The 21,378-nt window shown below is 70.9% G+C and carries 20 protein-coding genes; 11 read left to right on the forward strand and 9 right to left on the reverse strand.

All coding sequences use genetic code 11. The annotated features are described in order from the left end of the window. Positions 1 to 7: 7 nt before the first annotated feature. Together KZC56_RS10850 and phoH2 are read left to right on the forward strand one after the other, a co-directional pair. Positions 8 to 1,138, forward strand: coding sequence for an aminotransferase class V-fold PLP-dependent enzyme (locus KZC56_RS10850; protein WP_247638551.1), 1,131 nt, complete (start codon positions 8 to 10; stop codon positions 1,136 to 1,138). Between the two features lie 158 nt (positions 1,139 to 1,296). Continuing rightward, the gene (gene phoH2 / locus KZC56_RS10855; RefSeq protein ID WP_136033466.1) at positions 1,297 to 2,679 is read left to right on the forward strand and encodes an RNA 5'-3' helicase PhoH2; all 1,383 of its coding nucleotides are present in this window, start codon (positions 1,297 to 1,299) and stop codon (positions 2,677 to 2,679) included. A gap of 70 nt (positions 2,680 to 2,749) precedes the next feature. Here the strand turns inward: phoH2 and KZC56_RS10860 are convergent, their stop codons facing one another. The 5 genes from KZC56_RS10860 to xseA are packed head-to-tail and all read right to left on the reverse strand — an operon-like array spanning position 2,750 to position 7,033. Then, positions 2,750 to 4,171, reverse strand: a complete 1,422-nt coding sequence (locus KZC56_RS10860) for a class II fumarate hydratase (RefSeq protein ID WP_136044595.1) — start codon at positions 4,169 to 4,171, stop codon at positions 2,750 to 2,752. Further along, on the reverse strand, positions 4,168 to 4,842 hold the full coding sequence (locus tag KZC56_RS10865) for a carbonic anhydrase (RefSeq protein WP_136033470.1): 675 nt from the start codon (positions 4,840 to 4,842) through the stop codon (positions 4,168 to 4,170). Before KZC56_RS10865 ends, KZC56_RS10860 begins: the two co-directional genes overlap by 4 nt. Continuing rightward, on the reverse strand, positions 4,839 to 5,483 hold the full coding sequence (locus KZC56_RS10870; RefSeq protein ID WP_247638552.1) for a DUF4245 family protein: 645 nt from the start codon (positions 5,481 to 5,483) through the stop codon (positions 4,839 to 4,841). Before KZC56_RS10870 ends, KZC56_RS10865 begins: the two co-directional genes overlap by 4 nt. Further along, positions 5,480 to 5,719: an exodeoxyribonuclease VII small subunit gene (locus KZC56_RS10875; RefSeq protein WP_136033474.1), complete on the reverse strand. Its 240-nt coding sequence runs from the start codon at positions 5,717 to 5,719 to the stop codon at positions 5,480 to 5,482. The genes KZC56_RS10870 and KZC56_RS10875 overlap by 4 nt, the downstream gene beginning before the upstream one ends. Positions 5,720 to 5,755: 36 nt before the next feature. Continuing rightward, positions 5,756 to 7,033, reverse strand: coding sequence for an exodeoxyribonuclease VII large subunit (gene xseA / locus KZC56_RS10880; RefSeq protein ID WP_247638553.1), 1,278 nt, complete (start codon positions 7,031 to 7,033; stop codon positions 5,756 to 5,758). A gap of 64 nt (positions 7,034 to 7,097) precedes the next feature. Between xseA and KZC56_RS10885 the strand changes: the two genes are divergently transcribed. From KZC56_RS10885 to KZC56_RS10895, 3 genes are all read left to right on the forward strand, one after another. After that, the gene (locus KZC56_RS10885) at positions 7,098 to 8,180 is read left to right on the forward strand and encodes a 4-hydroxy-3-methylbut-2-enyl diphosphate reductase (RefSeq protein WP_205814401.1); all 1,083 of its coding nucleotides are present in this window, start codon (positions 7,098 to 7,100) and stop codon (positions 8,178 to 8,180) included. A 2-nt stretch (positions 8,181 to 8,182) separates the two neighbouring features. Next, the gene (locus KZC56_RS10890) at positions 8,183 to 8,971 is read left to right on the forward strand and encodes an IclR family transcriptional regulator (RefSeq protein WP_136033480.1); all 789 of its coding nucleotides are present in this window, start codon (positions 8,183 to 8,185) and stop codon (positions 8,969 to 8,971) included. 235 nt (positions 8,972 to 9,206) lie between these two features. Beyond that, on the forward strand, positions 9,207 to 9,746 hold the full coding sequence (locus tag KZC56_RS10895) for a DUF6264 family protein (protein WP_136044592.1): 540 nt from the start codon (positions 9,207 to 9,209) through the stop codon (positions 9,744 to 9,746). Positions 9,747 to 9,807: 61 nt separating this feature from the next. On the opposite strand, the gene fbaA is transcribed toward KZC56_RS10895, so the two are convergent. After that, complete coding sequence (gene fbaA, locus KZC56_RS10900) at positions 9,808 to 10,836, reverse strand: class II fructose-bisphosphate aldolase (RefSeq protein WP_136033484.1); 1,029 nt, start codon at positions 10,834 to 10,836, stop codon at positions 9,808 to 9,810. Between the two features lie 185 nt (positions 10,837 to 11,021). On the opposite strand from fbaA, the gene glpX reads away from it, so the two are divergent. Both glpX and KZC56_RS10910 read left to right on the forward strand, forming a co-directional pair. Next, complete coding sequence (glpX, locus tag KZC56_RS10905) at positions 11,022 to 12,008, forward strand: class II fructose-bisphosphatase (RefSeq protein ID WP_136033486.1); 987 nt, start codon at positions 11,022 to 11,024, stop codon at positions 12,006 to 12,008. Between the two features lie 193 nt (positions 12,009 to 12,201). Beyond that, positions 12,202 to 12,486: a hypothetical protein gene (locus KZC56_RS10910; RefSeq protein ID WP_136033488.1), complete on the forward strand. Its 285-nt coding sequence runs from the start codon at positions 12,202 to 12,204 to the stop codon at positions 12,484 to 12,486. A 26-nt stretch (positions 12,487 to 12,512) separates the two neighbouring features. On the opposite strand, the gene KZC56_RS10915 is transcribed toward KZC56_RS10910, so the two are convergent. Next, positions 12,513 to 13,913: a DNA recombination protein RmuC gene (locus tag KZC56_RS10915; RefSeq protein ID WP_247638554.1), complete on the reverse strand. Its 1,401-nt coding sequence runs from the start codon at positions 13,911 to 13,913 to the stop codon at positions 12,513 to 12,515. 55 nt (positions 13,914 to 13,968) lie between these two features. Further along, positions 13,969 to 14,562 carry a 3'-5' exonuclease gene (locus KZC56_RS10920; protein ID WP_247638555.1) on the reverse strand — a complete coding sequence of 198 codons (594 nt, stop codon included), beginning with the start codon at positions 14,560 to 14,562 and terminating at the stop codon, positions 13,969 to 13,971. Between the two features lie 59 nt (positions 14,563 to 14,621). Between KZC56_RS10920 and KZC56_RS10925 the strand changes: the two genes are divergently transcribed. From KZC56_RS10925 to KZC56_RS10935, 3 genes are all read left to right on the forward strand, one after another. Then, positions 14,622 to 15,362 carry a class I SAM-dependent methyltransferase gene (locus KZC56_RS10925; protein WP_247638556.1) on the forward strand — a complete coding sequence of 247 codons (741 nt, stop codon included), beginning with the start codon at positions 14,622 to 14,624 and terminating at the stop codon, positions 15,360 to 15,362. A 43-nt stretch (positions 15,363 to 15,405) separates the two neighbouring features. Next, positions 15,406 to 16,497 (forward strand): redox-regulated ATPase YchF, encoded by a 1,092-nt coding sequence (ychF, locus tag KZC56_RS10930; RefSeq protein ID WP_247638557.1) that lies wholly within the window; start codon positions 15,406 to 15,408, stop codon positions 16,495 to 16,497. Between the two features lie 484 nt (positions 16,498 to 16,981). Continuing rightward, positions 16,982 to 17,290 carry a DUF7882 family protein gene (locus tag KZC56_RS10935; RefSeq protein ID WP_136033498.1) on the forward strand — a complete coding sequence of 103 codons (309 nt, stop codon included), beginning with the start codon at positions 16,982 to 16,984 and terminating at the stop codon, positions 17,288 to 17,290. Between the two features lie 21 nt (positions 17,291 to 17,311). Here the strand turns inward: KZC56_RS10935 and KZC56_RS10940 are convergent, their stop codons facing one another. Next, positions 17,312 to 19,669, reverse strand: a complete 2,358-nt coding sequence (locus KZC56_RS10940) for a glycoside hydrolase family 65 protein (protein ID WP_247638558.1) — start codon at positions 19,667 to 19,669, stop codon at positions 17,312 to 17,314. 277 nt (positions 19,670 to 19,946) lie between these two features. Here KZC56_RS10940 and KZC56_RS10945 point away from each other — a divergent pair, with 277 nt between their 5' ends. Continuing rightward, on the forward strand, positions 19,947 to 21,344 hold the full coding sequence (locus KZC56_RS10945; protein WP_247638559.1) for a M20/M25/M40 family metallo-hydrolase: 1,398 nt from the start codon (positions 19,947 to 19,949) through the stop codon (positions 21,342 to 21,344). The last annotated feature ends 34 nt before the right edge of the window (positions 21,345 to 21,378 follow it).

The following is a 21,378-nucleotide window of genomic DNA, read 5'->3' on the forward strand; positions in this document are numbered from 1 at the left end:
TGACGACGTGAGCGCACTCGAGGACTACGTCGGCACGTTCGACACCGAACCCGGCTATCTGAACTGGGCGGCCTTCGGACCCCTCTCGCCCTCGGTGCGCGAGGAGGTGTTCGCGGATGCGGATCTCCTCGCGAGCGGGCGACCGTCGTCCCTCGCGCTCGTCGCGGAGCGCATCGGCCAGGCGCAGGAGACGGTCGCGGAGCTGCTGGGAGCGGACGCCGCGGACGTCACCCTGCAGCCGTCCTCCACACACGGGCTTCAGCACGCGCTGTACGGCCTCACCGGCACCGTCGTCGCGTCCACCGCGGAGTTCCCGAGCGTCAGCCTCACGCTGGAGCGCGCATCGGCCGCGTCGGACCGGGCCCTGACGCCGCGGTGGATCACACCCGCCGACGGCCGGGTCTCACCGGAGGCCGTGCCCGCGGCGCTGGACGACGAGGTCACCGCGCTGGCCGTCAGCCACGTCGACTTCCGGACGGGGTACCGGGTCGACCTCGCGGCGCTGCGCGACGTGCTCGGGCCCGACCGGCTGCTGATCGTGGATGCGGTCCAGTCGTTCGGCGTCGTCGACGTGGACTACACCGCAGCCGACGTGGTGATCGGCCACGGCTACAAGTGGCTCAGAGCGGCCAGGGGGAGCGGCTTCGCCTGGTTCTCTCCGCGCGCCAGAGAGCGCATCACCCCGGTCCTCTCCGGCATCACCGGCACAACGGCGACCGGGCTGGTGGTCGACGCGCTCCCCGGTCCCGCCGAGTCCGCGCGCGCCTACACCGTCAGCGTGCCCGACACCCTGGCTGCAGGGCGCCTCGCGATCGGAGCACGCGACGTGCGCGACGCCGGGGTCGCGGCGATCGAGTCGCGGCTCGCGGAGCACGTCGACACCGTGATCGAGATCGCGGACCGACACGGCATCGAGGTCGTGTCGCCGCGCGAACGCGAGCACCGCGCCGGCATCGTGGCCCTCGCGCCCGAGGAGCCCGCGCGACTCGCCGCCGCCCTCGCGAACGCCGGCATCGTCGTGACCGCCCGCGGATCGTCGATCCGGATCGCGCCCCACGCCGGGACCGACGCCGAGACGCTCCGCCTGCTGGACGAGACCCTGCAGGCGTTCGGCCAGACGACGTTCATCAGCTCTTAATATTCGCTGGCGTGTCGAGCCCGTGTTAATCCGGGGAGCGGTCGTACGGTCAAGGCATCGGGCAAGGCGCCCGGTCGGGTCGGCCTCCAGGTTCGCGACTCGTGACCCCCTGGTCGACTCGTTCGCATAGCCGGGAATCCCCGGGTCGGGAGTGGGTCGTGACCACACGTTCAGCGCAGCACACCGCCAGCACCGCGCAGCAGTCCACCCGTCAGTCCTCGAGAAGCACCTCGGCCGCGCAGCCCGATCAGGACCTGCGCACCTACGTGCTCGACACGTCGGTGCTGCTGAGCGATCCGCAGGCATTCTTCCGATTCGCGGAGCACTCGATCGTGCTGCCCGTCGTGGTCATCAGCGAGCTCGAGGGCAAGCGGCACGACCCCGAGATCGGCTACTTCGCCCGCCAGGCGCTCCGTCACCTGGACGACCTCCGGGTCGAGCACGGGCGTCTGGACTTCCCGGTCGAGGTCGGCGAGGGCGGCACGCTCCGCGTCGACCTCGGCAACACCGACCTCTCCGTGCTGCCCGTCGGCATCCGCCTGAGCGACAACGACAGCCGCATCCTCTCCGTCGCCATGCACCTCGCACAGGACGGACAGGACGTCACGATCGTCTCGAAGGACCTCCCGATGCGGGTCAAGGCCGCGTCGCTCGGCTTGCGCGCCGAGGAGTACCTCGCCGAGCAGGCCGTGGACTCCGGGTGGACCGGCATCGCGAGCCTCGACCTGTCCGGCGACGACATCAGCGACCTCTATGAGAGCGAGGTCGGGATCAGCGAAGACGTCAACGGGCTCCCCGTCAACACGGGTCTCATCATCCACTCGGAGCGCGGATCGGCGCTCGGACGCGTCACCGGCGACGGCGAGTTCCGGCTGGTGCGCGGCGACCGCGACATCTTCGGGATGCACGGCCGCTCGGCCGAACAGCGCATCGCCATCGACCTGCTGCTCGACCCCGAGGTGGGCATCGTGTCGCTCGGGGGTCGCGCCGGAACGGGCAAGTCGGCCCTCGCCCTGTGCGCCGGACTGGAAGCGGTGCTCGAGCGGCAGCAGCAGAAGAAGATCATCGTCTTCCGGCCGCTGTTCGCCGTGGGCGGCCAGGAGCTGGGGTACCTCCCCGGCGATCAGGGCGAGAAGATGAACCCCTGGGGTCAGGCGGTGTACGACACCCTCGGATCGGTCGTCTCGGGCAACGTGATCGACGAGGTCGTCGAGCGGGGGATGCTCGAGGTGCTGCCGCTCACCCACATCCGCGGACGCTCGCTGCACGACGCGTTCGTGATCGTCGACGAGGCGCAGTCCCTCGAGCGCAACGTGCTGCTCACGGTGCTCAGCCGCATGGGTCAGAACTCCCGCGTCATCCTCACGCACGACGTCGGTCAGCGCGACAACCTGCGCGTCGGACGCCACGACGGCATCGCCAGCGTGATCGAGACGCTCAAGGGACACGACCTCTTCGGCCATGTGACCCTCACCCGCTCGGAGCGTTCCGCGATCGCGGCCCTCGTCACCGAACTCCTGGAGGGCGGAGAGCTCAGCTGACGAGGCCGGGAAAAAGCGGATGCCGCGGGGACCAGGTCCTCGCGGCATCCGTCGTCTCAGCGACCGGTGATCATCCGGGGTGCGTCATCGACAGCAGGTCGAGCTTCTCGTCCAGCTGCTCCAGCGTCAGGTCGCCGCGCTCGACGTAGCCCAGGTCGATCACCGCGTCGCGCACCGTGATGCCCTTCGCGACAGAGTGCTTCGCGATCTTCGCGGCGGCCTCGTAGCCGATCAGCTTGTTCAGCGGCGTCACGATCGACGGGCTCATGCCCGCGAACGCGGCGGCACGGTCGAGGTTCGCCTGCAGGCCGTCGATCGTCTTGTCGGCCAGCACGCGCGAGGCGTTCGCAAGGAGGCGGATCGACTCGAGCAGGGCGGTGCCCATGACCGGGATCGCCACGTTCAGCTCGAATGCGCCGGACGCACCGGCCCACGCCACGGTCGCGTCGTTGCCGATGACACGGGCGCACACCATCAGCACGGCCTCGGGAACGACCGGGTTGACCTTGCCCGGCATGATCGAGGAGCCCGGCTGCAGATCGGGGATGTGCAGCTCGCCCAGACCCGTGTTGGGGCCGGAGCCCATCCACCGGAGGTCGTTGTTGATCTTGGTGAGCGACACCGCGATCGTGCGCAGCGCGCCGGAGGCTTCGACCAGGCCGTCGCGGTTGGCCTGCGCCTCGAAGTGGTCCTTGGCCTCGGTGATGGGCAGCTCGGTCTCGGCGGCGAGCAGCTCGATGACCTTCTGCGGGAACCCGAGCGGCGTGTTGATGCCGGTGCCGACGGCCGTGCCGCCCAGCGGGACCTCGGCCACGCGGGGGAGGGCGGACTGCACGCGCTCGATGCCCAGGCGGATCTGACGGGCGTAGCCGCCGAACTCCTGTCCGAGGGTGACCGGCGTCGCATCCATGAGGTGCGTGCGGCCGGACTTGACCGCGTCCTTCCACAGCTCGGCCTTGGCCTCCAGCGCGACGGCGAGGTGGTCGAGCGCGGGGATCAGCGTGTCGATCAGGGCCTGCGTGACCGCGATGTGCACGGAGGTGGGGAACACGTCGTTCGACGACTGCGAGGCGTTGACGTGGTCGTTCGGGTGCACCGTCGCGCCGAGGATGCGCGTGGCGAGCGTGGCCAGCACCTCGTTCATGTTCATGTTCGAGGACGTGCCGGAGCCGGTCTGGTACGTGTCGACCGGGAACTCGCCGTCGTGGGAGCCGGACGCCACCTGGTCGGCGGCCTGGGCGATCGCGTCGGCGATAGCACCGTCGAGCGTGCCGAGTTCCTTGTTCGCCAGCGCCGCCGCCTTCTTGATGCGCGCGAGCGCGGCGATCTGCGCCGACTCCAGGCCTTTGCCGGAGATCGGGAAGTTCTCCACGGCGCGCTGCGTCTGCGCACCGTAGAGCGCGTTCACGGGCACACGCACCTCACCCATCGTGTCGTGTTCGATGCGGTAGCCCTGCTCGTTCGCGCCGCTGAGCTGGTTGGCGTCGGTCATTCCGAACCCTCCTTGGTTGCGGGGACGGTCCCCTCGGTGTCGATCCCGACCGTGATGACGGGCACAGCCTCGCCCTCGGCCAGACGGTAGTTGGCGCCGACGATCCCGAGGCGGCCCTCGGCGACGGCGTTGCTGATGATCTCCGACGACTGCAGCAGGTCGTGCACCGTGTTGCGCAGGTGCTCGCGGCCGACCAGCTCGGCGTCGATGTCGGCGACCGTGGCGCCCCCGCTCTCCGCCAGCACCTTGCGGGCGGCGGGCACGATCGGCGCGATCAGCTTCCAGATGTGCGGGGGGAGCGGTGCCGCGTCGATCGCGGTGCCGTCGATCGCGGCTCGCACCGCGCCGCACGAGTCGTGCGCGAGCACCACGATGAGCGGCACCTCCAGCACCGCGACCGCGTACTCCAGGCTCGCGACGATCGACTCGCCCATCACCTGACCGGCGTTGCGCACCACGAACAGGTCGCCGAGGCCCAGGTCGAAGATGATCTCCGCCGCGAGGCGGGAGTCGGCGCATCCGAAGAGCGTGGCGACCGGGTGCTGGGCGGCGGTCAGGTCTTTGCGGCGGGCGACGTTCTGGTTCGGGTGCTGCGGCTCGTCGCGGACGAAGCGGCGGTTGCCTTCCTGCATCTGCGTCCAGGCGGCGGAAGGAGTGAGCGGGTGGGTCATCGGGCCTCCGTGACGGTGCGGATCTGAGGGACGAGCGACTCGGCGAGCTCGGCGGTCGAGTCCGCCGAGCGGGAGCCGTAGAGGAGCACGTAGTCGTCGCCGGCCTGCGTGCCGATGGCGTACGAGATGTTGGCGTCGGCGCCGGCGTTTCCTGGCTTGTACACGTCCCACTCCAGCCCGCCGATGCGGATCGTGTCGGTGGGGGCGATGCCGTTCAGGCGCTGCGGGGCCCAGGAGGCTTCGGCGTCGAAGGCCTGCGCGAGCTTGATGAACCCGCGCTCGTCTTGGGCCGCGGGGGCGAGCGTGACCTCCCAGACGACCGTGGCTCCGCTCTGCAGTTCCGCGGCGTTGACGCGCCAGAACTTCCCGGTCTCCGGCACGATCACGGGTCCGCCCATGGACGACTCGACATCGGCGGCGATGCCCGCGACGTCGATGGGCTTCTGCGCCACCGGCTCGCCGCGCGGGACCACGAGCACGATGACGAGCACGACCGCGAGGGTCACGAGGAGCGCGGCGACCAGGTTGCGGACGGTCTGGCTGGATCGATACGCCTTGCTGGATGCGGCCTTGCGGGCCGCGGTCTCCTCCGCCGTCTCCGGACGGCCGAGGTCGGCGTTGATGGCGGGGCCCTTGCTCATGACGCCCCGTCCGTCTCGGCGTCACCGGCGGCGGCGCGTGCCGCTTCCAGGCGGCGCTTGGCGCCCAGCAGCCATTCCTCGCAGCGGGCGGCGAGCGCTTCTCCGCGCTCCCACAGCGCCAGCGACTGCTCGAGGGTCGGAGCGCCCTGCTCCAGCTCGGCGACGACGCGGACGAGCTCGTCCCGGGCGGCCTCGAACGACAGCGTGTCCACAGGGGTGTCGTTCAGCGCGCTCACTCCTCCATCCTACGTCGTGGCACGGACGCGCCCGGTTCAGGCGCCTTCCGCGATCTCGCCCTCCGAGCGCGCGGCGACCGACCCGCGGTCGACCGTGATCGTCAGGGCGCTGCCGGCCGGGGCGTCCGCCGCATCCCGCAGGATCACGCCCCCGTCGAGGTGTGCGATCGCATAGCCGCGGGCGAGGGTCGCGGCGGGGGAGAGGGCACGCAGCGACGCCCGCAGCTCGCTGGTGCGACGGCTGGCGTCGTCGAGCTGACGCTGCACGGCATCGCGTCCGCGCGACACCAGCAGCCAGGACTCCTGTGCGCGGGTGTCGATGATCGGATCGGGCGAGCGCAGGACCGGTCGCGACCGCAGCTGCTCGAGCTGAGCGATGTCGTGGGTGAGGCGCTGCGTGACCCGCGTGGTCGCGCGCGACCGGAGCTGGGCGATCAGCGCGCGCTGCTCGCCGACGTCGGGCACCACGCGCTTGGCGGCGTCCGTCGGGGTGGAGGCGCGGAGGTCGGCCACGTCGTCGAGCAGCGGGTGGTCGTTCTCGTGCCCGATGGCGCTGACGACCGGGGTGCGCGCGGCCGCGACCGCGCGCACCAGCCGCTCGTCGCTGAAGCCCAGGAGCGTCTGGGGGTCGCCGCCGCCGCGGGCGATGATGATCACGTCCACGTCGGGGTCGGCGTCGAGCCGGGCGAGTGCGGCCAGGGTGTCGGGCACGCAGCGGTCGCCCTGGACGGCCGCGTACTCGGTGCGGAAGCGCACCTGCGGCCACCGCAGCTCGGCGTTGCGGTGCACGTCCTTCTCGGCGTCGGAGCGCTCGCCCGTGATGAGTCCGATCACGTGCGGGAGGAAGGGGAGGCGCAGCTTTCGGCCGGCGTCGAAGAGCCCCTCCTGCCGCAGCTGCACGCGCAGCTTCTCCAGGCGCTCGAGCTGATCGCCGAGGCCGACGTGCTTCATGGTCGAGACCGCGAAGCTGAAGTCGCCCGACTTCACGAAGTAGTCCGCCTTGACCGCCGCGACCACGTGGTCGCCGACGCCGAGATCGGCAGGGATGCGCCCGCGCACGCTCGACCAGATCCGGATCGAGATCTGCGCGTCGGAGCGCGTGTCCTTCAGCCGGGCGAACACGTTCCCGGCGCGCTGGTTCCACGACGTGATCTCGCCCTCGACCCACACCGTGTTCCAGCGGGCGACGAAGTCGCGGATGGTGGCGTTGAGCCGGGCGACGGAGGTGGGCGCCTGTGCGGTGGAGTCACGCGGGGCGACGGCGTCGGCGGGCGGGGTCTCACCCGGTCCGGTCGTCGCTTCGAAGACTGTCATCTGCTCCCGTTCCCGCCCGGGCTCTCCCCGGCCTCGCACAGCTGTACGGCGATAGAATTCCGGTGTGACCTCGACAGCCGTGCATCTTCCCGTCCCCCGCCTTCCTCGCGTGCGTGCGGCGGCAGGGCGGCTTCAGGATAACCCGGTGCCAGGACGCAAGCGCGTGCTGCTCGCCGCGCCGCGCGGATACTGTGCCGGCGTGGACCGCGCGGTGGTGGCGGTGGAGAAGGCCCTCGAGCGCTACGGCGCCCCGGTCTATGTGCGCAAGCAGATCGTGCACAACATCCACGTGGTCACCGAGCTCGAGGCGAAGGGGGCGATCTTCGTCGAGGAGGTCGACGAGGTGCCCGAGGGAGCCCACGTCGTCTTCAGCGCGCACGGGGTCTCTCCCGCCGTGGTGAATGCCGCGTCCGACCGGGGACTGCACGCGATCGACGCGACCTGCCCGCTCGTGACGAAGGTGCACCGCGAGGCGGTGCGGTTCGCGCGCGACGACTTCGAGATCCTCCTGATCGGGCACGACGGGCACGAGGAGGTGGAGGGCACCGCGGGCGAGGCCCCCGACCACGTCACGGTCGTCAACTCTCCTGAGGAGGCCGACACCGTCCAGGTGAAGGACCCGTCGAAGGTGGTGTGGCTGTCGCAGACGACGCTCTCGGTCGACGAGACGATGGAGACCGTCAATCGTCTGCGCACCCGCTTCCCCGAGCTGCACAACCCGCCGTCCGACGACATCTGCTACGCCACTCAGAACCGCCAGGTCGCGATCAAGAAGGTCGCGGCGGGCGCGGATCTGGTGATCGTGGTCGGATCGGCCAACTCCTCCAACAGTGTGCGCCTGGTCGAGGTCGCGCTCGAGTATGGGGCGAAGGCGGCGTACCGGGTGGACTACGCCGAGGAGATCCAGCAGGAGTGGCTCGACGGCGTCGAGACCGTCGGCGTCACCAGCGGCGCCTCGGTGCCGGAGGTGCTGGTGCGCGAGGTGCTCGACGCGATCGGCCACGCGGGGTACCGCGACGTCGAGGAGGTGCGCACCGCGGAGGAGGACCTCATGTTCTCCCTGCCGAAGGAGCTGCGCCAGGACCCGTCCGGCCAGCGCGACGCCCGCGCCCTCGGAGGCCGTGCCTCCGCCGGAGGAGGCGCGTAGCGTTGAGCGCGGCGGAGGCGGAGCCGACCCTCATCGGGTCGGTGCAGCGCGCGCTCCGCCTCGTCGACATCGTCGCGAACTCCCCGCGACCGCTGCCGCCCAAGATGCTAGCCGCGATCACGGGTCTCACCCCCGGCACCACGTACAACCTGGTGCGTACGCTCGTGCACGAGGGCTACCTGAGCGCGGAGCCCGACGGCCTCGTGCTCGGCACCCGGTTTCCGGCGTTCCAGCAGCAGGGCGACTCGCGCGGCGTGTTCCTGGCCCGTGTGCGCGCAGCGCTCCGGGCGGTCACCGAGGACCTCGGCGCGACGGCCTATCTCTCGCGCTTCGCGGACGGCGAGCTGCATCTCGTGGACATCGTCGACGCGGAACGCAACCCCCGGGTCGAGCTGTGGGTCGGGCTGCACTCCAGCGCGCATGCCACGGCCCTCGGCAAGCAGATCCTGGCCGAGCTGCCCGACGAGGAGCGTCGCGACTACCTGTCGCGTCACCGCCTGGAGGAGCTCACCCCGCGGACCATCAGCGACCGGCGGACGCTGCTCACCCAGCTGGAGCAGTCGCCGGGCTGGGCTGTCGACCAGGAGGAGTACGCGATCGGCGCGACGTGCGTGGCGGTGCCGGTGATCGCCCCCGGGGTGACGGCCTCGCTCGCGATCTCGCTGCCGGCGGACCAGGCGGTGGTGGATCGCCGGCTCGTCTCCCGCCTGCAGCGCTCCGCCCGCAACCTGTCGCTGCAGCTCGGGGCCGACGCGCTCGGCAGCGGGCAGGGCGACGAGTTCACTATCTGAATTCCGACCCCTGGTTCTTCCGGCCGCGGGTTCCTACCATGGAAGAAGCAGCGCGATACAGAGCGCTGCCGATCGCCAGAGGCGTCCCCAGCGCCGGCGACCGACCTGGATGAGGAGCGTCCCCAGTGCTCCTCTCCCGCGGCCCCCGAGGAGTCCCCACTTCTCCGGGGCCGCCACCGTCTCCGGAGGTCTTCGGCTGGGAGCCGGTCGGAGACACGCGCGTTAGCATGGCGGCATGACAGATCAGCGCCCGCGCTACGGTGAGATCGCGACGCCGGAGGAGCAGCGCCTGGCCCGCGGTCTGCCGCTCATCGACGAGGCCGTGCCGGCGCCCACGGCTCCGGCGTTCCCCGCCCCGGCACACGCGCCGGCCCCGGCGGTGGACGCCCCGCGCCGCCGGCCCGTCGACCGGATCGTGACCATCGCGCTGCTCGCCTACGGCCTCGTGAACGTCGTGGTGACCGGACTGTCCTACCTCGATATCGGCCGCGTCATGAACGAGACCATGTCGATCCTCGGGATCGAGGGGGAGTTCACCAACTACGCCATGGGTCGTCCCTGGGGGACGATCGCGGCGATCGTGCTGGTCCTGGGCTGGTGCATCACGGCGGCGCTGTCGATCCGGCGCCTCCGCCGTGGTCGCCTGACGTGGTGGCTGCCGGTCGTCGGCGCGATCGTGACGGTGATCGTGGTGTCGCTGTGCCTCGCCGTGCCGATGATGAACGACCCGGCCTTCCTCGCCTACCTGGAGCAGACGGCCGGCACCGTCCGCTGATCTCCCGTGAACGAGAAGGGGCCCGGCACAGTGCCGGGCCCCTTCGTTCGTGATCCTGCGATCAGCTCTTCGACTGACCGTGCGAACCGAGCTGACGCGTCGACTCGACCACGCGAGCGGCCATCGCCGACTCGGCGATCTTGCCCCAGGCGCGGGGGTCGTACTGCTTCTTATTGCCGACCTCGCCGTCGACCTTCAGCACGCCGTCGTAGTTCTTGAACATGTAGTCCGCGATCGCGCGGGTGTAGGCGTACTGGGTGTCGGTGTCGATGTTCATCTTGACGACGCCGTTGGCGACCGCGAGCGCGATCTCCTCGTCGGTCGAGCCGGATCCGCCGTGGAAGACGAGGTCGAGCGGCTTGGGTCCGGTGTTGTACTTCGCGGCGACCTCGGCCTGGATCTCGCCCAGCAGCTCGGGGCGCAGCTTCACGCCGCCGGGCTTGTACACGCCGTGCACGTTGCCGAACGTGAGCGCGGCGATGTAGCGGCCCTGCTCGCCGAGGCCCAGCGCCTGCACGGCCTGGTCGACATCGCCGAACGTTGTGTAGAGCGCCTCGTTCGAGCCCTCGTGCGCGACGCCGTCCTCCTCGCCGCCGACGACGCCGATCTCGACCTCGAGGATCGCGTTGATCGCCTTCATGCGGGGGAGGAGCTCCTTGGCGATCTCGATGTTCTCCGCCAGCGGCACGGCCGAGCCGTCCCACATGTGCGACTGGAAGATCGGGTTGCGGCCGGCCTTGACCTCTTCCTCGGAGGCGGCGATCAGCGGCTCGACGAAGCCGGCGAGGGCGTCCTTCGGGCAGTGGTCGGTGTGCAGCGCGACGGTGACCGGGTAGTTCTTGGCGACCTCGGTGGCGTAGCGCGCGAAGGCGAGGGCGCCGGTCGCGCGGGCCTTCACCGTGTGACCGGCGAAGTAGTCGGCACCGCCCGTGGTGACCTGGATGATGCCGTCGGAGCCGGCCTCGGTGAGTCCCTGCAGGACGGCGTTGATGGTCTGCGAGCTGGACACGTTGAACGCGGGGTATGCGAAGCCGCCGGCCTTCGCGCGGTCGAGCATTTCGGCGTACTGATCCGGGGTGGCGACGGGCATGAGAACTCCTGCGGTAGGTGAAGCCGGGACAGGTGCCACTCTATCGGGGCGCCTGTCCGGCTCGTGCAGGCGAGCGGAGCGTTCGGCGGCGCACGATCTGCCGTGCTGTTAAGAAGTGCGATTCCTTCGCGAGATACCGGCGGAAAGGAGGGCTGTTCGCGCGCCCACGTAGCTAGGCTGGCCGCATGGTGAGTCTGACTGCCGACCTGAGCCCGCTCCGTCCCGACCGCAACCTGGCGATGGAGCTCGTCCGCGCGACGGAGGCGGCAGCGATCCGCGCCGTGCCCTTCATCGGTCGCGGCGCGAAAGAGGCGGCCGACGGTGCCGCGGTCGACGCGATGCGCGCGTTCCTCGGCACGGTCGACTTCCAGGGCCGCGTGGTGATCGGCGAGGGGGAGAAGGACAACGCCCCGATGCTGTTCAACGGCGAGGTCGTGGGCACCGGGCAGGGCCCGCTGTGCGACATCGCGGTCGACCCCATCGACGGAACGTCCCTCACCGCCGCCGGACGACAGAACGCCCTCTCCGTGATCGCGGTGTCCGACCGCGACACGATGCTCGACGCGTCCAGCGTCTTCTACATGGACAAGCTCGTGACGGGACCGGCGGGCGTGGGCGTGGTCGACATCCGGCTCCCGATCGGCGAGAACATCCGCCGGCTCGCGGGCGCGCTCGACAAGCCGGTCGACGAGATCGTGGTGTCGGTGCTGAACCGTCCACGGCACGAGCAGCTGATCCAGGACATCCGCGACGCGGGCGCAGGCACCCGGCTGATGAGCGACGGCGATGTGGCCGGCGGGATCAACGCGGCCCGCCACGATGCGCGCACCGACATGTGCGTGGGCGTGGGCGGGAGCCCCGAGGGCATCGTCACCGCGTGCGCGATCAAGGCCCTCGGCGGTCACATCCAGGGGCGGCTGTGGCCGCGGGACGACGACGAGCGCCAGCGCGGGATCGACGCGGGACTCGACATGGACAGGGTGTACGAGGCGGACGACCTCGTGCGCGGCAACAACACGATCTTCGTGGCGACGGGCGTCACCGACGGACAGCTCGTGGCGGGGGTGCGCCGGGAGCGCGGCTACGTCTACACGGAGAGCGTCGTGCTGCGCGGGGCCTCGGGAACACTGCGCCGCATCGCCTCGGAGCACCTCGTGTCGAAGTGGCTGTGACATTTCCTTCCGCGGCTGATCGACTGCTCTGAGCTCGAAGGCTGCCCGTGTCGGGCGACGCCATCGTTATCGAGCCGGTACCGGCGCGCGCGAACCGTGGCACCGGTCGCGCGAGGCGTCGTGTCACAATTGTCACTGGGTTTGTCGCCGTCGACGGAGCCGCCAGGCACCGCAGGCACAGGAGGGCGAACGCATGACAACGCAGCACACGAGTGGCTCGACCAGCGCCGCACCGACCAAGATCATCACCACCAACACGGGACGCATCCTCCGGGTGAGCGCCGATGCCGAGGCCGCCGTGACCACACCGGCCGCCCCCGCGAAACCGCAGGTTGACCCGGCTCGTCGGGCCGACGTGCTGTTCCGCGTTCGACGTGACGAGGGCCACGAGATCAGCGCCTGGTGGATGATCGGCGCCTTCCTCGCCACAAGCGGCCTCGTCATCCTGCTGCTCAGCGGCGTGCCCGGCGTCGCCTGACGCGTCCTCGTCCTGGCCGTTCCGGCTCATTCGTGGCGGGACGTCTGCGCCTCATCCAGGCGTCGTCGCACCTCGCCGACGTCGGCCCTGAGGCCGTCCAGGAGGTCCGGGGTCTCGCCCGGCGGTGCCGCGGGCTCCGCTGCTCCGGAGGCCGTGCGTGACACGCCGCTGTCCACCGGCACGGCCGTGGATGCGGGTTCGACCGCCGCCGCGGCTTCGGAGGTCGGCGCGGCATCGACGGTCGGCCCGGCCCCACCGGTGCCGATCAGCTCCGCCGCGGTGAAGCGACGACCGTCCGCTGTGACGACGGGCGGAGCGCTGAGCGCGGACGCGTCCACTCCGGGGAACTGCCGCGCCGTCACGAGCACACGCGACTCGAGGGACCCCGCGAACCGGTTGTAGCTGTCGACCGTGCGCTCGAGCGCCCGGCGCAGATCGTCGGCATGACCGGCGAGCGTGCCGAGGCGCTCGTACAGCTGCGTGCCCAGGGTCAGCAGACGACGTGCTTCGGTCGACACCTCCTGCTGCGTCCACGTGTAGGCGACGGTCTTCAGCACGGCCCACAGGTTGACGGGGGAGGCGAGGGCCACACGGCGGCTGAAGGCGTAGTCGAGCAGCGTCGGGTCTTCGTCGATGGCCGTCGCGAGCAGCGACTCGCTCGGCAGGAAGCAGATCACGAACTCGGGACTCGCGTCGAGGCCCGACCAGTACGCCTTCTTCGCCAGGGCGTCGACGTGTGCGCGCACGGCCTTCACGTGCTTCTGGAGGTGTGCGCGACGCTGCGCCTCGTGCGCGTCGCCAACGGGCAGCGCCGAGGCCTCGAGGTAGGCGTCGAGCGGAACCTTCGCGTCGACCGCGATCGACGTGCCGCCGGCGAGCCGCACGACCATGTCGGGGCGCCCCTGCCCGCGGTCCGAGGAGATCGTGGTCTGCAGATCGAAGTCGACGTGGCGCGTGAGCCCGGCGGCCTCCACCACCCGGCGCAGCTGTGCTTCGCCCCACACCCCGCGCGTCGCGGTCGACTTCAGCGCTCCGGCGAGCGACTCCGTGGTCGCGCGCAGGGCCTCGTCGGACTCCTGCGCACGCCGCAGCTGCTCCGCGAGGGTGCCGAACTGCTCGTGCCGCTCGTGCTCGATGGCCGCGACCTTGGACTGCATCTGCTGCAGACTCTCGCGCACCGGGGCGAGCGCCTGCAGCACGGCGTTCTGCTGCTGCACACGCAGCGCCTCGGCGCGCTGCTCCGCGCGGCCGTGCTCGACCGCGTCGCGATACAGGTCGTACTGCCGGTCGCGGTCGTCACGGGCGGCCGCGAGCTCGGCCTGGGCACGGGCGAGGTCGGCGGCGCCCCGACTCGCGCGCAGGAACCAGCCCAGGGCGACGCCCGAGGCCACGGCCACGAGGAGCAGAACGATCGTCAGCGCATCCATGGGCCCATCGTGCCCCCGGGGTCGGACATTCGTCGGGAGGCACCGCTGAGCGGTCTCAGGCGACCGCGCGCTCCAGGACGGGGAGGGCGGGCTCGGTCACACGCAGGCTCAGGGCGTCGGCGAGGGCGAAGACGTCGGCGGCCGCGGCGCGCCGAGCGGCGTCGACCACGATGTGCGCGCACGCCCGCGCGTCGGCGAGGGCATCGTGATGGGAGAACTCGTCGTACCCGGCGGCGGCCGCGGCGAGCGGGAGCCGGTACGAGTCGAGCTGGTAGGTCTTGCGGGCCACCTGGAGGCTGCACAGCGAGCGGTAGGGCGGGCAGATCTGACCCGTGGCCTCCGCCGCACGGCGCAGCACGTTGAGGTCGAATCCGGCGTTGTGCGCCACGAGCACGTCGGCACCGGCGAAGGCGCACAGACGGTCGAACTGATCCGCCCAGGAGGAGGCCGTCGCGACGTGCTCCGGCCGGATGCCGTGGATGCGGACGTTCCACTCCATGAACTCGTCGTGACCGGGCGGCGGCTGGATGAGCCAGCCCGCGGTGGCGACGACCTCGCCGCCGCGCACGCGGACGAGTCCGACGGCGCAGGCGGAGGCCGGGCTGGAGTTCGCGGTCTCGAAGTCGATCGCAGTGAAGTCCAGTGGCACGTCTTCACTCTCTCCCGGGCCTCCGACGTCGGGTCGCAGACTCGCCGTAGGCTGGCCACATGAGCGACGAGCAGGCGACCTCCTTCGGCGGCCAGGCGGGCAGCTACGAGGTCGGTCGCCCCGAATACCCGTTCGAGGCGGTCGCGTGGATGCTCGACCGCGCGGCGGCAGGAGCCCGCCGTATCGCCGACGTCGGCGCGGGCACCGGCAAGCTCACCCGTGCCCTCGTCGCGGGGGAGGGCACGGAGGTCGTCGCGGTGGATCCGGATCCCGCGATGCTCGCCGCCCTGCCCGACGCGGTGCCCGGGGTGCCCACCTTCGTCGGCACGGCCGAGCGCCTCCCGCTGCCGGACGCGAGTCTCGACGCGGTCGTGCTGGGACAGGCGTGGCACTGGGTCGATCCGGTCGCGGCCTCCGCGGAGATCGGCCGCGTCGTCCGCCCCGGAGGGGTGCTCGGGCTGGTCTGGAACCTCCGCGACGAGCGCGTGGACTGGGTGCGTCGCCTGACCGACATCATGCACGGCAGCAACGCCGAGATCATGCTCGCCGCGGGCGACCCCGTGGTGGCCGCGCCGTTCGGCGGTGTGGAGCAGGAGCGCTGGGAGTGGGTGCGTCCGGTGACGCGCGAGGTGATGCACCGCATGGCGTCGTCGCGCAGTTACGTCATCACGGCCGACCACGCGGAGAAGGCGCGCATCCGCCGCGACATGGACGCCCTGTTCGACGAGCTGGGATTGCACGACGACGCCACGATCGAGCTGCCGTACGTGACGAAGGCGTTCCGCGCCGTGCGCGACTGACCCCGCGCGGCAGCATCACGGCCCGCAGGTAGACTCGTACCCCGTGGCTCTCACTATCGGTATCGTCGGCCTGCCCAACGTCGGCAAGTCCACCCTCTTCAACGCCCTCACCAAGAACGACGTGCTCGCGGCGAACTACCCGTTCGCGACGATCGAGCCCAACGTCGGCGTGGTGAACCTGCCCGACCCGCGGCTCGAGAAGCTCGCCGAGATCTTCGGCAGCGAGCGCATCCTCCCCGCGGCCGTGTCGTTCGTCGACATCGCGGGCATCGTGCGCGGGGCCAGCGAGGGAGAGGGGCTGGGCAACCAGTTCCTGGCGAACATCCGCGAGGCGGACGCGATCGCCCAGGTCGTGCGCGGCTTCTCCGACGACGACGTGGTTCACGTCGACGGTGCGGTGAACCCGGCGTCCGACATGGAGACCATCAACGCCGAGCTCATGCTCGCCGACCTGCAGACCGTCGAGAAGGCGATCACCCGGTACGAGAAGGAGGTGCGCGGGAAGAAGATCGACCCGTCCGTCCTCGAAGCGGCGCAGGCGGCGAAGGACGCGCTGGAGCGCGGCGTGCTGCTGTCCACGAGCGGCCTCGACCTCGCGCCGATCCGCGAGCTCGGCCTGCTGACCGTCAAGCCGGTCATCTTCGTGTTCAACGTCGACGAAGCGGTGCTCACCGACGACGTGCGCAAGGCGGAGCTCGCGGCCCTGGTCGCGCCCGCGCAGGCGATCTTCCTCGACGCCAAGATCGAGTCGGAACTGAAGGACCTGGACCCGGAGGACGCGGCCGAGCTGCTCGCCTCGACGGGCCAGGAGGAGTCCGGCCTCGACCAGCTCGCACGCATCGGCTTCGACACCCTCGGGCTGCAGACGTACCTCACCGCCGGACCGAAGGAAGCGCGGGCGTGGACGATCGGCAAGGGATGGAAGGCCCCGCAGGCCGCCGGCGTGATCCACACCGACTTCGAGAAGGGCTTCATCAAGGCCGAGATCGTGTCGTTCGACGACCTCGTCGCCACCGGCTCCGTGCAGGAGGCCCGCGCGAAGGGCAAGGCCCGGCTGGAGGGCAAGGACTACGTCATGCAGGACGGCGACGTCGTGGAGTTCCGTATCGGAAACACATCTGGCGGGTCGAAGTAAGCCGCTAGACGACGTCATTCAAGGGCAGGCGACGATGCGGTCGTCGGTTCAAGAGTGCGCCAACGGGGTGTTTACATCCTCCGAATCCATGGCGGTACGAATGACCCCCGCGCCCAGTCCGACGAGCGATCCAAGTGCTCCGCCGACAACCGCAAACGCGGCGCTCCATGCAACGCCCGACGTTCGAGGATCAACGAACTGGGGATTCTCCGAATAGGTCACCATCGCTCCTGGCAACCAGGCAAGCACGACCAGGACGCCCACTAGCGCACCGCACGCGTACCCAACCGCGACAAAGACCAGCATCCGGCGTCCGACGGAGAATATCTTGCGGGTTGAGGGAGCCATCAGTCAAAGATATGGCGTATGAGCGCAGTCTGGAAGCGGAACGACCTGCGCAGGACGGCGACGTCGTGGAATTCCGCTTCAACAACTGATGCGAGAAGTGGTCGTCGGTGTTCCTGGGAACGCTTAGAGTTCGATCATGGGAAAGCTGGAGTACAACAGCTCGCGGCCGCCGATCGAGGTCGACGACGACGTCCTGGTGCATCTGAAGATCGTGATCTCGACGAAGCTCCGCCGTCAGGAGAGCTTCATGATGACGTGGCCCTCGGGGAAGAAGCATCCCGGGCGCCTCTCGGCGTGGATGCACCCGAGCATCCCGCTGGTCCTGGAGTTCGACGAGGAGCCGCCGCCGAAGATCGACCCGGCGCGGCTCGAGCGCATGATGGAGCGCCTGAACGCCCGGGGCGAGCTCGTGCTCGACGAGCTCAGCGACGAAAGCTCGGCCTGACACGAGGTCGCGCGCGCGGGCTCACCCCTCCTCGCGCGCTTCGCCGGGCTCTCGCCAGCGCGGCTGCGACGGCTCGGGGGTGAGCGGGGACTCCGGTGGCGGCGTGGGCAGGGTCACGGGCTCGCCCGCGATGAGCTGCACCGCTCGGCCCGCGTGCCGCACCGTGACGGGGTCGCCCGCGCTCAGGCGGTAGGTCGTGTCGTCGGGCGTGATGTCGACATGCAGGATGCACCCGTGCAGGCGCACCCCGAACCCGAGCCGCGTGATGTTGCGGGGGAGCCGGGGGTGGAACGAGAGGCCGGCGTCGCTGTCGCGCATGCCCCCGTAGCCCGCGGTGATACCGGTCCAGATGCCCGCGAGCGCCGCGATGTGCAACCCCTCGGCGGTGTTGCCGTGGAGGTCGTCGAGGTCGAGCGCGGCGAGCTCCGCGAGGTACGCCGCGGCGAGGTCGAGGTGCCAGAGCTCCGCCGCGATCACCGCCTGCGCCATGGCCGAGAGTGAGGAGTCGCGCACCGTGAGGGCCTCGTAGTACGCGAACGCCCTGGCCTTCTCCTCCCGCGTGAACTCCTCGTGCTCCGTGTACAGCGCGAGCACCAGGTCGGCCTGCTTCGCGACCTGCTTGCGGTACAGGTCGAAGTACGGGAAGTGACTGTGCAGCGGGTACTGCTCGGGTCGCGTGGCGTCGAAGTCCCACACGGCATGCCGCGTCGACCCCGCGAACTGCTCGTGCACGCGGCGCCGCTCGTCGAACGGCACCGTCATCGCGTCAGCGGCGTCGTTCCAGCGCGAGACCTCGGCGTCGTCGACCCCGAGCCGCTCCGCGACCTCGATGTGGCGTCGGGCCGCGGCCACCGCACCGCGCAGGTTCCGTCGCGCCGCCAGGTTCGTGTAGGTGTTGTCGTCGACGATCGCGGAGTACTCGTCAGGGCCGGTGACCCCGTCGAGATGGAAGCCGCCGTCGTCGTCCCAGCGGCCGAGCGACAGCCACAGCCGCGCGGTCTCGATCAGGATCTCCGCGCCGGCGTCGCGCTCGAAGTCGCGGTCTCCCGTCGCCCTGACGTACTGCATCACGGCGCCGGCCACCGCCGCGTTGATGTGGAACGCCGCCGTGCTGGCCGGCCAGTAGCCGGAGCTCTCGCGTCCGTCGATCGTGCGCCAGGCGAAGGTCGCCCCGTCCAGGTGCAGAGTGCGCGCGCGTTCGCGGGCGTGATCGAGCGTCGCGTACCGCCAGCGCAGCGCCTGCAGGGCCGCGTCGGGCGCGGTCGAGGTGAGCACGGGGAGCACGAACGCCTCGAAGTCCCAGAACGTGTGCCCCTCGTACCCGGAGCCCGTGAGCCCCTTGCCCGGCACGGAGCGCACCTCGGCACGCGCCGCCGCCTGGAACACCTGGAAGAGCGCGTACCGCACGCCCTGCTGCAGGCGGGGGTCGCCATCGACCCGCACGTCGCCGCACTCCCAGTACGCGTCGAGCGCCTCGCGCTGTCCCGTCGCCACCGCCTCCCATCCGAGGCGCACGGCCTCCTCGACGGCCTCGTCCGCGCGGTCGCGGAGCGTCTGCGGCGAGAGCGAGTCCGACCACTCGTGGCCCACGAACTTCACGACCTCGAGCTCCTCGCCCGCCGCCAGCGCCACGTGGACGCGGGTGCGCGCCAGGTCGCGGTCGGCCTCCACGGTGACCGTGGGCGCGGTGGTGGCGGTCGAGGAAACCGTGTGATCGGTGCTCACCGCCACGTGGATGCCGCTGCGCCTGGTGCGGTGCAGCAGCGTGGCGCGCGACCCCAGCACCGCGGAGTCCACGGCCTGGAGCGGGCGGGAGAGCAGCTCCTGCACACGGGGATCGGCGTGCGGCGACGGCAGCGGCTCGTTCGCCAGCACCTCCGACAGGACTGTGACGGCCACGGGCTCCAGGGCCGTCACGCGATACCGGACAGCGGCGAGCGAGCGGTGTCGCAGCGAGACGAGCCGGGTGGACGCGACCTGCACGCGCCGACCCTCCGCCGACTCCCACTCCAGCTCGCGGTGCAGCGTCCCGTCCCGCAGATCGAGGCGCCGCTCATGCCGGTGCACCGTGCCGTGCTCCACATCGAACGGCTCATCGTCCACGAGCAGACGGATGAGCTGCCCGTTGGGCACGTTGATCACGCTCTGCCCGGTCTCCGGATAACCATAGCCGTCCTCGGCGTACGGCATCGGATGGTCCTCGAAGACCCCGTTGAGGTAGCTGCCGGCGACCCCGCGCGGGTCGCCCTCGTCGAGGTTGCCGCGCCAGCCGACGTGCCCGTTGGAGAGTCCGAACACCGACTCCTCCTGCGCCAGATGCTCGACATCCACTCCCGTGACGCTCACCGACCACGGTTCGACGCGGAACGCCGCCGTCATGCCCGTGCGGTCCGGACGTCTCGCGGACGGCGGGGCCGTTCGGGGAGGTGCGGGGCGGGGCCGACGTGGAGCATGGCGTTTCCTTCTGCCGAGGACCGGGAGCTGCGACGCTAGCGCGGGGTCCTCACGGGGACGAGGGAGTTGCGCCGAGCCCGGCGCGTCGGGTAGACGACGGCCCCCCGCGCTCGCGCCTCGGGCGACGGCGAGCGGATAGCCGGTGCTCGCCCCCGCCGTCAACCCCTGGTCCCCGCCCCGTGGTGCAGACCAGGGTGGTCGCATGGCGGAGGATTCTCAGGAGAACACGGACCCGATCGCTGGCTTCCTGCGCGCGAACCTCGATGAGATCGTCGACCGGCTCTCCGCCTGGGTCGCGATTCCCTCGGTGTCGGCGGACCCTGACAGGCGGCAGGACATGGAGCGCTCCGCCCGATGGATCGCGGGGGAGCTGCGCGACGCGGGACTGCGCACGACCCTCCTTCCGGTCGGCGAGTCCGTGACGGTGTACGGCGAGAGCGCGCCCGTCCCTGGGGCTCCCACCGTGCTGGTCTACAGCCACCACGACGTACGCCACGCCAAACCGGAGGAGTGGAGCGAGACCGCGCCGTTCACCCCCGTGCGCCGCGACGGACGACTGTACGGCCGCGGGGCGTCGGACGCGAAGGGACAGGTGCTCGCGCACGTCTGGGCGCTGCGCGCCGCTGCCGCTGTCGACGGCGCGCTCCCGCGCGTGAACCTCAAGCTGCTGATCGACGGGGAGGAGGAGATCGGATCGCCGAACCTCCGCCGTCTGCTCGACGAGGAGCCGGAGCGCTTCGCCTGCGATCTCGTCGTCTTCTCCGACACGATCCAGTGGCGGGTGGATGCCCCCGCCCCGGTGACCTCGATGCGCGGCACCCTGACGGCGACGCTCACGATCAGGGGACCGGAGCGCGACGTGCACAGCGGTGTCGCGTCCGGGGTCACGCTCAACCCGGCGCTCGTGCTGTCCCGCGTGCTCGGCGGACTGCATCACCCGGACGGGCGCATCGCGATCCCCGGCTTCCATGACCGCGTCGCCGAGACCTCCGCCGAGCGCAGGGCGGAGTTCGCCGCCCTGCCGTTCGACGAGCAGGACTGGATCACGCGCACCGAGACCCGGGCGATCGTCGGCGAGGACGGGTTCACGCCGCTGGAGCGTCTGTGGACGCGTCCGGCGATCGAGGTCATCTCGCTGCTCGCCGGCGATCCGGACGGCATCGAGCGATCGGTCATCCCGCGCGAGGCCACGGCATCGCTCAGCGTGCGGACCGTGCCCGACCAGCGCATCCCGGACATCGCGGACCTGCTCCGCTCCCACGTGGCCGCCGTGATGCCCGACGGGGCGACCTACACGCTCGAGGTCGACGAGGACATCGCCCAGGAGCCGTACGTCTCGCCCCCTGGCGAGGTGACTGACGCGCTCGAACGGGCCCTCGGCCGCGGATTCGGCATCCCGGTGCAGGGTCGCATGGGCAACGCCGGGGGAGGCCCGGCCGACTGGCTGTCGCGACACCTCGACGCTCCCGTGCACTTCCTCGGCACGGGTCTTCCCGAGGACCACTGGCACGCGAGCGACGAGAGCCTCGACCTGCGGATGTTCGTGGCCGGTGCCGCGACGCTCGCTCACCTGTGGCGTGAACTGGGGCGCCCACGATGACTCCGCCGGGGGTCGCGAGGAGGAGGCGCGGCCC

Source organism: Microbacterium sufflavum, from assembly GCF_023091155.1.
Taxonomy (GTDB): domain Bacteria; phylum Actinomycetota; class Actinomycetes; order Actinomycetales; family Microbacteriaceae; genus Microbacterium; species Microbacterium sufflavum.